Genomic DNA, 14,051 nt, shown 5'->3' with positions numbered 1-14,051 from the left:
ATAAGTTTTAGTTTCTATATTAAGGGTAAATTTTTTATTATAGTGAACAAATTTGAGGTGGGTAAAAAATGAAAAACATAATATCTAAGACATTAGTTTTTATAGGAGCAATACCAACTGCTATATTTTTTAAATATATGTTTGGAACTGTAAATATGCTAGTTGGTATTACAGGTTTTATGGCAGCATTAACTTTGATGGAAAATGACTATACAGCAAATCCTATAAGAAATACTTTAAGGTTTATTTTTATAGAGTTATTTCTTGGATTGTCAGCTTTTATATCATCTTTTTCTGCTCCTCTAACCTTAATCTTCACATTCATAGTTGTATTTTTTATAGTATATATATTTACATTTGATACAAGTAAACCAATATATATGCCTTTTATATTCTGTTATTTATTTATGCTTTATATGCCAGTAAAGCAAATTGATATGCCAAATAGAATAGAAGCTTTAATACTTTCAGGTATACTTATAATGTTAGTTCAGATGTTAGTAAATAAAAATAAGTTTTGGAATAAGTCAAAATCCTCTATATGTAAAAATATTAATTTACTAATTGATGAAATAGACCTTTTATTAGAAAAAAAAGATATAAACTTATTAAAAGAAAGTAGCAAAAAATTAAGTAAACAGCTTCAAACTCTTTCTCAGAGCTTATACTCTAGAAAGGAAAAGACCTTTTTAATTTCTGATAAAAGTAGGCTTTATTTATGTATAGTTCAAACTCTTGAAGGTGCTAATATAATTTTAGAAAAGTCTATACAAGATATAGATAATTTAGGTAAGTATGATGATGTTTTAGTAAAATTAAAACTTCAGTTTAATAACATATTAAAATTTATGAATGAAGAAAAAAGTAATAAAGAACTTAAAAATCAACTTAATGAATTTATATATGAAGGAGATGACATTCATTATTCCCACTATATTTCCTATGAACTAAGACAAAATATGACTTTATTAAGAGATATGTTAGATAATTTAGAAAATGGGGGATTATCATATAGTGATAAAAAATATGGGATTAATGAAAAAATAAAAGAAAGAGAAATTATTAAAAGACGTTTTAATAGAAATTCTCTTAGATTTACTTTTGCATTTAGAATTGCCTTACTCGTTAGCTTTGGAGCTTTTATAGTAGATTATTTTGATTTATACAAGGGTAAATGGATGGTATTTACGCTTTCATCTGTTATACAACCTTATATAGAATCTAGTGAAACTAAAATGATAGATAGAATAAAAGGAAGCTTAATAGGTATATTATTATTTGAATTATTATTTCATCTTATACCAAGCATGGAAGTTAAAATGCTTATAGCATTTACTTGTGGATACATAGGTTTTTATTTTAAAGACTACGCTAAAAAAATGATATTTATGACTGTATTTGCACTAAGTATGGGGGCTACTAATAATGATTTTAATATATTATCTTTTGATAGATTAAAATTTATATTAATAGGTTGTATTATTGCATTTATAGCAAACAGAATAATATTCCCTTATAAAATAAAAGATGTAACTAAAAATCTAGTTAAAAAATCAGTCGAATTAAATAATAATTTAGCTACTATTTTAGAAAACTTAAATATAAATAATTTAGATATCCATAATTTAAGAGAAACAATTTTAACTAATAGACTTACAAATGATAAAATTAATATAAATAATAATACAATTTTATCTGATAGTATTGGAAATTTTTTAAATAGCGAGCGTATTATAATGAGTAATTTGCGTGTTTTTAAAAGTAGTATAAAAAATAATAGAATAAGAAATTTGGATATAGGCAATGTATGTAAGGAAATGCAAAAATATGTAAATGGTGATTTAAGTAAAGATTATGTGATAAAAAACTTTGATAACTTATCAGAAAGAGATGATAAACTAATCTTTATGAACATTTATGAAATATTTAGAAATATTGATAATGCAAAAAAATATGCTAATGAAATAGAATCACTTTAAAAAATTAAAAGCTGTAAATAAATTTGTTTACAACAAATTTATCTACAGCCTTTAATTTAGATATTACTTAAGTTGATTGAATAAATAATTGATTCTTTAACTTTACAAGGAGTTTTTTTCATACAATTGTTGCCTATGATTTTAACACCTTTAGTATCTAATAAATTACATATAGCTTGTCCATAAGTAATTTTATTATTATATTTAATTTTATTAAAATCATAAGCCCCAATGTTGTATAATGCAGTAGATGTCTTTCCACATAGGTGTATAATACAATCATCTAGTTTATTTGAAACTCTATTTATTATATTTAAAGTAGTTACACTAACTATATTCTCGTAAACCTTAGGCCCAACTATATTTACATCTCCCACTGGATCACTATAAGATATTATCTTAGCTCCATTTTCATATCCTTTAATTATATAATTAACGATATTGTCTTCTATTAATTTCATAAAATCATTAATTTGATTTTTGTTTTTTCTAATGCCTTTATAAAAATATTTTAAATCTATAAGTAAAGATATAATAGTAATAGGTCCACAAACATTTAAAGCAACTACTTCACCTTCATTGTTTAATATACTTACAGCTTCTAATACTTCGTTTATCCTTCCTTTATTAAAATCAATATTTTTAATATTAAATAATTCATCTAAACTATTATAAGCATAACTTTTTACTCTAGGAGTACTTTTCAAATCTCCTAAATTTATAATTCCTCCAAAAGCTTCTGCTTCGACAGTAGTGCAAAATGGAACTTTACATATACTATCATTTTTATATTTTTTTAAACCTTTAGATATATAAGCTATATCATATTTATTTGTATGAAAATCTGGAAACTTTATATCTAAAGCTTTAATTAAAGCTATGGGTATGTTTTCATTATCATTTTGGTTACAAATAAAATTCATTTCCATTTTAACGTCCTCTACTTAAATATCTTTAATAAGTCTTTCTTTTTTAAATTAGTACCTATTATAGTAAGCTTAGGATTTGTGTTTTTAACTCTTTGTTTTATAGTATATTGCTTATTTACATAGTTAAATTCCAATAAACAATCACCACTGTCTACAAACCCTTTGCATCTTATTATATTCCCAAACGTGTTTTCGCTTAAAATTTTAAATATATCTTCAATTTCCTCTACACTATATGATTTTATAGGGTTTATAGATATTGATTCAATTGATTTCATACTTTCAGTTATGTTTTTTCTATTTTTACAATCTAAGTTATCCGAAATTTCATCACTTAATAAATTTAATACTTCAAATAATTTAAAAAAAGATATATTACTCCAATTTTCATTTATTATATGAGCATTTTTATTAATATTCCTTAAAGATTTAATTATATTATCTAAATTATTTTTATCTATAAATTGACTTTTACTTATAATAATAATTTGAGCATTTTTTATTTGATCTTCAAAAAAATCTCCAAAATTATCTATATATTCAAAGTAATTTACTCCATCAACTACAGTAATTAAAGAATTTAAACTTAAAACTTCATTAAGCTTAGAATCATTTATCATAGTTATTATTTCACTTAATAAACCTACCCCTGTTGGCTCTATTATTATACGAGTAGGATTAAAATTATTTATAACTTCTAATAAAGTGTCTTTAAAATTTAGTTTTATGCTACAGCATATACATCCATTTTGAAGTTCAATTATATCAAATCCATCTTTTTGTATAATTTCTTTGTCAATCCCTATTTGTCCAAATTCATTTTCAATTACAACTACTCTTTCATCATTAATGGATTCTAGAAGATTTTTTATTAAAGTCGTTTTTCCTGAACCTAAAAACCCCGATATTATATCTACTTTTATCATATCATCACCCTTTAGAATTTTAAGCAGTTTGTAAATAATCTTTCGTAACCATCTTTTGTAGATAGTTCAAAATAATCTATATCACTTGCTATGTTATCCATACTCTCTCTAATATCTTTAGATAATAAACTCATTATAGCTCCTGTTTTTGAAGAATTCCCTATATATTTTATTTTTTCCTTTAGTTCTTTTGGTATTATACCAACACCTACTAAACTATCAATACTTAAGTGCTTTCCAAACTGACCAGCTATTATAACTTCATCTAAGTCAGTTATTTTAATACCTACTTTATCTGCTAATGCATAAATACCAGAAAGTATAGCTCCTTTTGCAAGCTGAACTTGTCTTATATCTTCTTGAGTAATAGCTATTTCTTTTGTATTTTTAGTTAATACAAATCTTCTTTTTTTATTTTCATCTATTATACATTCACTTAAATAACCTAGTTTATCATCTTCTAAAATCTTTTCTTTTTTAACTATTCTTCCTGTTTTTCCTATAAGATTTAATCTAACCAATTCACTTATAGCATCAACCATGCCACTTCCACAAATTCCACTTGGAATCTTATCTCCTATAACCTTTAGATTTATAGATTCTTCAATTTTTACATTTTCAATAGCTCCATCTCCAGCTCTCATACCACAACTTATATTCATACCTTCAAGGGCTGGTCCAGCTGCACAAGAACAAGAAACTAACTTTCCTTTTTTAGATAAAACCATCTCTCCATTAGTCCCTATATCTATAAATAATACATTTTTATTCACATTTTTCAAATCACAAACACATACTCCAGCTACAATATCAGCACCAATATAACTTGATACTCCTGGTAATAAATAAACCTTTCCAAAATTTGAAATCTTTATACCTAATGATTTTGCATCAATATTTTTACTTTTTACAAATACTGGCGCATATGGTGATTTTCCTATTGATATAGGATTAATATTTAAAAGTATATGCATCATTGTAGTATTTGCAGCTATTGAAACTTCGTATATATTTTCTCTATTTACGTTATTATTTTCACATAACTTTTCAATTAATTTATTAATGCACTCTATAATACTTTTATGTAGTATATCTAGTCCATTTTCCTTTGTTTTTATAAAGTTTATACGAGATAATACATCTAGACCATATTCCTTTTGTGGATTTATTTCACTTTCCGAGCTTACTTCAAATTGATTTTTTATATCAATTAAAGAGCAAACTACTGTTGTGGTGCCTATATCTACAGCTATTGAATATAATTTATCTTTAGTATCATCACATTCTAAACCTATTAACTTTTCTCCTAAACAAACCTTCGTAAATTTATTTTTTTCAAATAAGTTTGGAATATCTTTTAGTATTTCATAATTATCTTTTAAATCACAATTTATAGTGTTTATTAATATTTCTTCATAAGACAAATTATTTTCTAAAGTCGGTTTTTCTAAACCATATGTACTTTTATTGAGAATTGGATTTTTTTTAAATTCAGGCATATACCCATCTACCAATATTTTGTGATTAACACTTTTAGTATCTAAAAATTCTAAATATAAATCTCCCTTAGGATAAACTAAGCAACTGAGCCTTATATTTTTATCTATTTCTTCTTTAGTTAAAAATTTAAGTTCTTCCTTAGTTAAATCATTTATGTCTCCACTTAATATTTTAATTTTACATTTCCCGCAAAAACCTTTTCCACCACATGGACTTTCCATTCCCAAGTTATGACTTTGTATTATATCTAAAAGATTATTTCCTATTTCAAACTCATAGCTTTTGTCACCCGTGTATAAAAAACTCATAAGTTACCTCTTTATCTATTATAATTTTTTGCACATTCTAATAAAACTTTTATGTTATCAAGCTTAGTTCTAACTCCGATTCCACAAGCTGGAGATAATATATCTACTCCACTGTCTAAACAAGAATTACACATGGTCTCTAAACTAACTTTATCACTATTTTCAAGTGCAAATGTACTTACATTTCCCATAATAGCTTTGTTTGAAACATTTTCTTTAACCTGTTTAACATTTGTTATTGAATCAAAACTAATAGCATTACTATGTAGAGAATTTAATTCTTTATATATACTTTTTAATCTTCCACATATATGTATTATAGTTCCACCTTTAGCATAATTACTTAATTCGTCTATAATTTTATTTAAATAAAAAGCTGCAAACTCATTAAAATTTTTAGCACCTAATATTTCACCTGTTCCACTAGGGTCTGATATAGTTAATATATCTGCTCCAGCTTCAAGTTGAGCCTTACCAAAAGTTATAAGATTATCAGTTACAAAGTTCATTAACTTATGAACATCTTCTGGATTTTTTCTTATTTCTTTATAATAAACCATAGGTTCAAGTAAAGATGATGCTAAGCTAACAGGTCCTGTTAAATTTGCTATTATAGGTACATCTTTATCTTTTTCTTTTAATATTTTAATAGCATCTATAACTACTTTAGTTCTACCTTCATTTATATTTATTTTTTTTAACTTTTTATATTCTTTTGAAGAATTTATTGGATACTTAGTTACTCTGGGTTCTGTATTTTTTGTACCCATATAAACAGTAGCTCCCATGCCTTCAGCTTCTACAGTCATACAAAATGGAACTCCAAAATTTTCAAAAGCTTTATTTTTATACATACCATATGTTAAATCTGCCATCATATTTGGATTTGTATGTGCATCTGGCCATGATACATTTTCTATATCCATAACATCTTCAATTATCATATTCATCATTCCACCAGGACATATACACGGTGGTCTGTCTACTTTCTCCCCTTGTAAAACTTTATATAGTCTTTCTTTTGGATTCATTTTATACCACCTCTTTGTGAATACCTCTTTTTTTGTCTACTAAATCTTTTGCAAGTTTTACTGCTTTTGAAGCTTCATGTGCATATCCATCTGCTCCAATTTTATCTGCAAAACTTTGTGATATAGGCCCTCCACCTACCATTACAACTACATCATCACGCATATTTTCTTTTTTTAATAAATCTATAACTACTTGCATATTATCCATTGTAGTTGTCATAAGTGTAGACATACCTACTACATCAGCATTTACTTCTTTTGCTTTATTTATAAAATCAATTGGTGGTACATCTCTTCCTAAATCAAAAACTTCAAATCCTGATGTTTCTAACATTATTTTAAATAAGTTTTTCCCTATATCGTGTGTATCTCCTTCAACAACTCCCACTACTGCTCTATAGTGTTCTTGTGTTTGATGTTTTTTTAAATGTGGTTTTAATATATTTATTCCTTCATACATGGCATCTGAGCATAATAAAAGTTCTGGTATATAATACTCTTCTTCTTCATACAATTTACCTGCTTCTTCCATTCCTGAAGCTAACCCTTTAGATATCCCTTCATAAACATCAAATTTACCTTTTATATATTCATTTGCTATATCAACAACTTCTTCATCTTCCATTTCTAAAACACATCTTGCCAATTTATCTAATAAAATTTCTTTTGAATTTTCCATAACTAATTCCCCCTTATAAGTTATCTATATTAATTGGATATGACCCGAATATTCTTGCTGCATCCATAAGTGCTATAATATTTTTAGGGTCTGTTCCTATAGGAACATCACAACCAGTACTTAATATAAATCCACGCTTACTATCATGAGCTTTTTTTATACATTTTCTTGCTTCATTATATATATCTTCTATGCTTCCTCTCATTATTGTATCAACTGGATCAACATTCCCTATTAGGCAAACCTTATCTCCATAGGCATCTTTTAACTCTCCTATATCATCTATGTTATCTAAACTTAAATTGGATATCCCAGTATCAACCATATGCCCCCATACTTTTTTAGTTTTTCCACAAATATGAAGAGTAGTCCCACTTCCAGTTCTTTCAATTATCCTATCCATACATCTTTTTAAATATGGTTTTGCAAACTCTACAAAATTTTTCTCACTTATCATAGTAGAAGATGCATTAGGTTCTGCTATACCTGGAGCAAGTCCTATATCACAAGCTGCATCTATATAGTTTATAACACTTTGAGTAGCTATTTCTAAAAGTTCATGAGCCTTATCTTTATTTTTTGTTAAATCTCTTAAAAACTTGTCAGTGCCTCTTAAAAAAGATGCAGTTGTAAAAGGTCCTCCACAAGTAGTTCCAACACTTACCATAGGATTTAACTTGTCTTGAGTTATTTTAAGAGCTTCTAAAAAGTATCTAATTCTTCCATCTTTATATGGATCAATAGGTTTTAACTTAACTATCTCGCTATAGTCATTTATAGCAGGTTTGCTTATGTATGGTGTGTTATTTGTAGGAAAAGTAACTTCACTTCCCATAGCCTCTGGTATACCCTGAAGTCCTGGTCCAAATCCAACACTGTCAGGTCTAAATAAATTAAAACTTCCAACTGCTACATCAACAAGTGCATCAACTGAATGATTGTACTCATATATCGTATGTCCAAATATAGAAGAAACACTTTCACCTAAAAATGGAGAACATAAAATTCTATCCATAGGTTCACCTTTAGCAAAAGCTTCCATTCTTTCTTTTGGTGTCATTTGATCTTTAATTATTTTATACTCCATAACTCCACCTCTTTATTTATTAAATATTACATAATCATCTTACAATATATATAAATTTTCTACAAATCGATAATATCAATACCAAAAAGTTCCAATATTGATTTTATCAATATCTAAATAAAACCAAAGCTCTTAAAATAAGAAAAACTTATTTTTAGCATACTTATTTTTATTAATTATATATATTTATATTTAATATTTAATTTAGTCAATTTTATAGTTTAATTATTTTAATAAATAAAAAATACATTTTGACATTAATATCAAAATGTATTTTAATAATTTTATTCATTTAATTAAATATAAATTCTATACAGTTAAACATATCATTACATATATACTTATTAATAGTAATTTTATTTAATTTTTATTTAATATATAATTTAAATCTATTATCATATTTATTTTTAAGTTATTAGGATCTAAAGATATTCCCTCTAATGATACATCTTTAAAATTACTTTTATCTATTAATACATTTCCATCTTCAAATTTTACAGATATATCACTATCTTTAGAAAACCAATCTTTTATAAAACTATTTAATGCCATATCAACTATCCATTTATATAGTTTTAAATCTAATAATTTCACTTCTTTAACATTTAAAACTAAATCTTTATTTTTATTTAATGATGGAACGACTTCAACTTCTATAGGCGTAGTAATATTCTTAGTTACTTTATAATTTACTTTTGCTTTTAGTACATCCTTATTTATACTTATATTTACCTTGCTTATTTTATCATTCTTAGTTTCCTTTAAAAAATAATTTACTCCATTTAATATAGATTTTTGTGGAACTAAAAATTCACCTTTAACACCAACTGGATTATTTATTAACTCGATATTATTTGCTTTTATACCTGATACTGATTTTAAAAACTTTATTGTTTTATTTTCATTAATTTGACTTTCTTCTATTTTATTTATATTAGTATTTTGATTTTCAATATCTTTAGGCTTATTATTTATAAATCCTAAAAAGAAAAACAAAACTCCTATTATAATTAATGCTATTATAATTATTTTCTTTTTATTCATATATATTCTCCCTTAAACTATTAATTTTACTGTATTATAAATTTAATACCCTTTATAAATAAAAAATAAACTGCTTAAAGGTTTAACTTTAAACAGCTTATTTTTAGTCATATTCAATTTATCTTGGAGGTAATATTTCTATCCAATAATTATCAGGATCAGCTATAAAGTATATTCCCATATCTTTATTTTCAAAACATATACATCCCATTTCTTTATGTAAATTATATGCTCTATCAAAATCATCAACTCTTAAAGCTAAATGGAATTCATTATCTCCTAAATTATATGGTCTATCCCAATCTCTAAGCCAAGTTAATTCTAAAGTATGAGTAGTTACTCCATCTCCTAAATAAACTAATATAAAGCTTCCATCTTCTGCTTCATGTCTTCTTACTTCTTTAAGTCCTAATGCTTTTTCATAGAAATTTAAGCTTTTTTCTAAATCTAATACATTAAAGTTATTATGACAAAATGTGAATTTCATATCAATTCTCCTTATTTACAAATTATTATATTCTTAATTATATTAATAATAGATTATATCAATTGTATAATCAAGCGTTTACAAAAAGTTAGTATTATATTATTTAAAACTATATTTGTAAATTATAGATGATATTAAATATCCTATAAACAATCCATTTATAAAAGTAACTACGATTCTACCTATTCCAAAACTATTAAAAATCATATAACTAAAAATAATAGTTAAGATTTGAAAAATTATAGCTATTATATGATACCTAAATTTATTATTTATTTTATTTAAATTTTTATTACTTAATTTTCTTATGCTATATAAATATAAAATAAGTATAAAAAAACCTATAACTGTACTACTATGCTGAATTATTTTAAATATATGAATTTGTAACCCTAATATATCTATTTTATTTCTTAAAAAGTTTATATGTATTACAAAGTATCCTGTTTTATGGGTACATGCGTCCCATATTACATGAGTTAACATTCCTATTATACAGGAATAAGTAAAAACTATAGCTTCTTTAAAACTTTTTATATCGTTTGTGTAATTTAATAAATAAATATAATATTTTGATATAAATGTTGGCAAATTAATTATAAAAGCATCTTTTACAAATTTAAATATTAAGTAATTAAGTAAAAAGCATATAGGTAAATTTAATATTATAAAACCTATAAATGTATGACCTAAGTTACTACTTGGGTTAAATAATAAAAAATATATAAAATCTGGTGCCATTGATCCTAATATCAATCCAAATAAGTTTAAATATCTATTTTTAATAAATACCACTGCTGATGGGTGTGCTAATGTAAATGGCATAATTTTCTCCTTTAAGTTAAATTTCATACTTTCTAATTATACAATAATAATACATATAATTACTTACAAAAGTGTAATATAGAATTTTTTAAATAACCATAAGTTGCTTAAATCAACTTATGGTTATTATTTTAATTTTTATAAAATGGTTCTATATGAACTATAACTTGAATATTTTTATTGATATTTTCTCTTAATAAGTTTTCTATCCTATGTGCTAAGTCATGAGCTACATCAACAGTAATAGACGGATCTACCATTACATGCATATCCAAATATATATTATTTTTACTTCCTCTACTTCTTACATTATGAATGTCTTTTATTTCTTCTTCATTTTTAAGAATTTCTCTAATAATATCTACATCTATAACTGCACTATCAACTAAAACTTCAATTGAAGATTTAAATATTTCATAAGCTGAATGAAATATACAAATAGATACTCCAATAGAAACTATAGGATCTATAATAATAGGAACTCCAAACTTTATACCAACTAAAGCAAATATCACTCCAATAGAAACAAATATATCACTTCTTGTGTGAAGAGAATCTGAAATTAATATATAGCTATTTAATTTTTTTCCCTTCTTATACTCGTATGTTGATACAAATATATTTAAAATTAGTGTAATTAATAAAACTATTAAACTTTCATTAGTTATAACTAAAGTAACCGGATTTATAAATCTATTAGTAGCATTAAATACTATCTTTACACCCATAAATAAAAGCATTACTCCAATAAACATACCAGTTATAATCTCAAACTTATGATGTCCATAAGGATGTTTTTTATCAACAGGTTTAGATGCCAGTCTAACCCCAACTAAACCAACTACATTAGATGAAGCATCTGAAACAGAATGAAAACCATCAGCAATAATACTTGCACTATTTATAAAAAATCCAACAATAACTTTAAGAAAAGCTACTATTAAATTTGCAGATAAAATAACCCATAAGACTTTTTTTACTTCTTTATAATTGTCTTTTCTCATATTGACCTCCTAAATTAAAGCTATTAAGTCTATAAAAAAATCCATGAGAAAGTATAAAACTATCCCATGGATTAATCCACTGCTTATTAAAAGCCCAGTACATATAGTACCTGATAAATTTGTATATAATTTACTTTTACAATAATTTATATGCAAATTTTTCTAAATTGTTACTATATTAAATTATCATTTTTTAATAACTTAAGTAAAGTCGGCTCTAAGTTAAACTCATTTATAATATTATTAACTTCTTTAAGAGATTTTTCTCTTTTATCTTTAGAAACATTTCCTTTAGAAGCTCTTATTAAGATATTTTTAGGAGAATGGGCTATATCTATAAACTCAAGTAATTGAGTTTTGTATCCTATAGCTTCTAATAAATTTCCTCTAACTGCATCAGTCATAAGAGCTGAAACTCTTTCCTTTATAATCCCATATTTAGTAATTAATGAGAAATCTGAACTTTTTATTTGATTATTAAACTCATGTTGACAACAAGGCACAGAAAAAATCATTTTAGCATTCCACTTAATAGCATTATAAAGTGCATAATCAGTTGCAGTATCACATGCATGTAATGTTATAACCATATCTACCTTGTCAGTATATTTATATCCATTTATATCTCCAAGTTCAAAACTTAAGTTCTCATAGTTATATTTTTTAGCTATATCATTACATTTTTTAATAACATCTGCTTTTAAATCTAATCCTATCATTTTAACATTTATTTTCTTTATTTCAACAAAGTAATAATATAGTACAAACGTTAAGTAAGATTTACCACAACCAAAATCTAATATAGTAAGTTCTTTATAATCATTTTTCTTTATTTCATCATCTATGATTTCTATAAATCTATTAATTTGCTTATATTTATCATATTTAGAATTCACTATTTTACCTTCTTTTGTAAATACGCCCAAATCTATTAAAGGTTGTATTAACATGCCTTCTTTTAGTATATAATTTTTTTCTCTATTATGACTTTTATTTACTACATTTTTATTGTCACTTTTTTTCTTAGCTAAAAATATTTTTCCTTTTTTAGATATTTTTAAATCATAAGTATTGGTTTCAGACCAAGCACCTACTTGTTTATAATTACCATTTATAAATTCTAACATCTTTTCATTTAACATATTTTTTTCTATGTTTTCATGAAAAACTTGTTTATCTGTATATTTTTCTATTTGATAATATTCTTTTTTATTTTTTTCTTTTAAATATATATTTACTTTATTATATTCAACTTCTTTATTTAGTTTATTACTTATAACTACTTTAACAATGTTATCATTAGTTATTTCATTAATACTTTTCTTTAGTTCTTCCATAATGTCACACCTTATCATTTCTTTTTTAAGTTTCGTATATAACTATTACTATTATATATTACTATTCTTATAAGTTAAACTATTTTATATATATTTAATATTGCCAAATATATTAAGTGGTATTAGCTTGCTTTGTGTATTATTTTTATAAATAAATAGAGTATCAAAACTAGTTTGATACTCTATTTTCTTACTATTAATAAATGTTAATTTAATATTATTTACTTTCTTTTTCTTCTAATAGTATTTACTGCTAATCCTATTGATGAAGCTGCAAATAATCCTATGTATGGCAGCATACTACTGTCTGATGTTTTAGGATTGTTAGAATTATCAGTTTCATCTGAATTAATTTTATCACTTGATTCATTTTGATTAGTGTTTTCAATCTTCTCTGATTCACTTAACCCCTTTAAATCATCTTTGTCAGGCTTTTCTGTATTATCTAATTCACCTGGATCTTTCGGATCATCTTGACTAGGTTTTTTGGCCTTATCTGGTTCACTTGGATCAGTAATTTTATCTGGTTTTGTTTTTTCATTTTCACTAGTTTGTTTATAGATTTCTTCATTAGTTACAGTTTTTTCTATCACTTGATTATTTTTAGCTATTTCAAATGGATACATCTTGTTATCTATTGTGTATCCCTCTGGCGCTTTTGTTTCTTGATAATAGTAATTTCCATATGTTAAGTTATTGAATACTACTTTACCATCTTTACCTGTTACTGCCTTTGCTACTTCTTTTTTATTTGAATCAAATATTGTAAATTCTGTTCCTTCTAATACTTTCTTAGCATCCTTTGAATCTACCTTCGTTATTTCTATACTTCCAACTATCTTATCATTAGCTGAGGTTTTTTCTATTACTTGATTGTTTGTAGCTATTTCAAATGGATACATCTTGTTATCTATT

The 14,051-nt window shown here is 24.7% G+C and carries 13 protein-coding genes; 1 reads left to right on the top strand and 12 read right to left on the bottom strand.

What is annotated here, in order from left to right:
• Positions 1–68 precede the first annotated feature (68 nt).
• Complete coding sequence (locus ABFX13_RS11785) at positions 69–1,979, top strand: FUSC family protein (RefSeq protein ID WP_346046237.1); 1,911 nt, start codon at positions 69–71, stop codon at positions 1,977–1,979.
• A 56-nt stretch (positions 1,980–2,035) separates the two neighbouring features.
• Here ABFX13_RS11785 and ABFX13_RS11780 read toward each other — a convergent pair whose 3' ends face one another.
• The 12 genes from ABFX13_RS11780 to ABFX13_RS11725 all read right to left on the bottom strand — a co-directional run.
• Positions 2,036–2,908 carry a uroporphyrinogen decarboxylase family protein gene (locus ABFX13_RS11780; protein ID WP_346046234.1) on the bottom strand — a complete coding sequence of 291 codons (873 nt, stop codon included), beginning with the start codon at positions 2,906–2,908 and terminating at the stop codon, positions 2,036–2,038.
• 11 nt (positions 2,909–2,919) lie between these two features.
• A complete protein-coding gene (locus tag ABFX13_RS11775; RefSeq protein WP_346046232.1) occupies positions 2,920–3,834 on the bottom strand; it encodes a CobW family GTP-binding protein in 915 nt (304 codons plus the stop codon).
• A gap of 11 nt (positions 3,835–3,845) precedes the next feature.
• Positions 3,846–5,642: an ASKHA domain-containing protein gene (locus ABFX13_RS11770; RefSeq protein ID WP_346046230.1), complete on the bottom strand. Its 1,797-nt coding sequence runs from the start codon at positions 5,640–5,642 to the stop codon at positions 3,846–3,848.
• 11 nt (positions 5,643–5,653) lie between these two features.
• The gene (locus ABFX13_RS11765; protein ID WP_346046228.1) at positions 5,654–6,673 is read right to left on the bottom strand and encodes a methylcobamide:CoM methyltransferase MtbA; all 1,020 of its coding nucleotides are present in this window, start codon (positions 6,671–6,673) and stop codon (positions 5,654–5,656) included.
• Between the two features lies 1 nt (position 6,674).
• The gene (locus ABFX13_RS11760) at positions 6,675–7,352 is read right to left on the bottom strand and encodes a corrinoid protein (RefSeq protein ID WP_346046226.1); all 678 of its coding nucleotides are present in this window, start codon (positions 7,350–7,352) and stop codon (positions 6,675–6,677) included.
• 13 nt (positions 7,353–7,365) lie between these two features.
• Positions 7,366–8,439: a uroporphyrinogen decarboxylase family protein gene (locus ABFX13_RS11755; protein WP_346046224.1), complete on the bottom strand. Its 1,074-nt coding sequence runs from the start codon at positions 8,437–8,439 to the stop codon at positions 7,366–7,368.
• Positions 8,440–8,799: 360 nt separating this feature from the next.
• Entirely contained in the window at positions 8,800–9,483 is a 684-nt protein-coding gene (locus ABFX13_RS11750) for a hypothetical protein (RefSeq protein WP_346046222.1), read from the bottom strand.
• Positions 9,484–9,601: 118 nt separating this feature from the next.
• Positions 9,602–9,970: a VOC family protein gene (locus tag ABFX13_RS11745; RefSeq protein WP_346046220.1), complete on the bottom strand. Its 369-nt coding sequence runs from the start codon at positions 9,968–9,970 to the stop codon at positions 9,602–9,604.
• A gap of 99 nt (positions 9,971–10,069) precedes the next feature.
• Positions 10,070–10,795 (bottom strand): DUF4184 family protein, encoded by a 726-nt coding sequence (locus ABFX13_RS11740; protein WP_346046218.1) that lies wholly within the window; start codon positions 10,793–10,795, stop codon positions 10,070–10,072.
• 131 nt (positions 10,796–10,926) lie between these two features.
• Positions 10,927–11,799 (bottom strand): cation diffusion facilitator family transporter, encoded by an 873-nt coding sequence (locus ABFX13_RS11735; protein WP_346046216.1) that lies wholly within the window; start codon positions 11,797–11,799, stop codon positions 10,927–10,929.
• Positions 11,800–11,972: 173 nt separating this feature from the next.
• Positions 11,973–13,136: a class I SAM-dependent methyltransferase gene (locus ABFX13_RS11730; RefSeq protein ID WP_346046213.1), complete on the bottom strand. Its 1,164-nt coding sequence runs from the start codon at positions 13,134–13,136 to the stop codon at positions 11,973–11,975.
• A gap of 221 nt (positions 13,137–13,357) precedes the next feature.
• On the bottom strand, positions 13,358–14,051 hold a 694-nt coding region (locus ABFX13_RS11725; RefSeq protein WP_346046207.1), incomplete at its 5' end, for a SpaA isopeptide-forming pilin-related protein.

It is taken from the genome of Paraclostridium tenue, from assembly GCF_039521565.1.
Classification (GTDB): domain Bacteria; phylum Bacillota; class Clostridia; order Peptostreptococcales; family Peptostreptococcaceae; genus Paraclostridium; species Paraclostridium tenue.
Note: the sequence above shows the minus strand (reverse complement) of the source record. Positions and strands in the feature narration are given on the sequence as shown.

Excerpts from the sequence above, each read along its gene's own strand:
- ABFX13_RS11770 (WP_346046230.1), bottom strand. The coding sequence starts at position 5,642 with ATGAGTTTTTTATACACGGGTGACAAAAGCTATGAGTTTGAAATAGGA.
- ABFX13_RS11730 (WP_346046213.1), bottom strand. The coding sequence starts at position 13,136 with ATGGAAGAACTAAAGAAAAGTATTAATGAAATAACTAATGATAACATT.
- ABFX13_RS11750 (WP_346046222.1), bottom strand. The coding sequence starts at position 9,483 with ATGAATAAAAAGAAAATAATTATAATAGCATTAATTATAATAGGAGTT.
- ABFX13_RS11780 (WP_346046234.1), bottom strand. The coding sequence starts at position 2,908 with ATGGAAATGAATTTTATTTGTAACCAAAATGATAATGAAAACATACCC.
- ABFX13_RS11735 (WP_346046216.1), bottom strand. The coding sequence starts at position 11,799 with ATGAGAAAAGACAATTATAAAGAAGTAAAAAAAGTCTTATGGGTTATT.
- ABFX13_RS11745 (WP_346046220.1), bottom strand. The coding sequence starts at position 9,970 with ATGAAATTCACATTTTGTCATAATAACTTTAATGTATTAGATTTAGAA.
- ABFX13_RS11740 (WP_346046218.1), bottom strand. The coding sequence starts at position 10,795 with ATGCCATTTACATTAGCACACCCATCAGCAGTGGTATTTATTAAAAAT.
- ABFX13_RS11760 (WP_346046226.1), bottom strand. The coding sequence starts at position 7,352 with ATGGAAAATTCAAAAGAAATTTTATTAGATAAATTGGCAAGATGTGTT.
- ABFX13_RS11775 (WP_346046232.1), bottom strand. The coding sequence starts at position 3,834 with ATGATAAAAGTAGATATAATATCGGGGTTTTTAGGTTCAGGAAAAACG.
- ABFX13_RS11785 (WP_346046237.1), top strand. The coding sequence starts at position 69 with ATGAAAAACATAATATCTAAGACATTAGTTTTTATAGGAGCAATACCA.
- ABFX13_RS11755 (WP_346046224.1), bottom strand. The coding sequence starts at position 8,439 with ATGGAGTATAAAATAATTAAAGATCAAATGACACCAAAAGAAAGAATG.
- ABFX13_RS11765 (WP_346046228.1), bottom strand. The coding sequence starts at position 6,673 with ATGAATCCAAAAGAAAGACTATATAAAGTTTTACAAGGGGAGAAAGTA.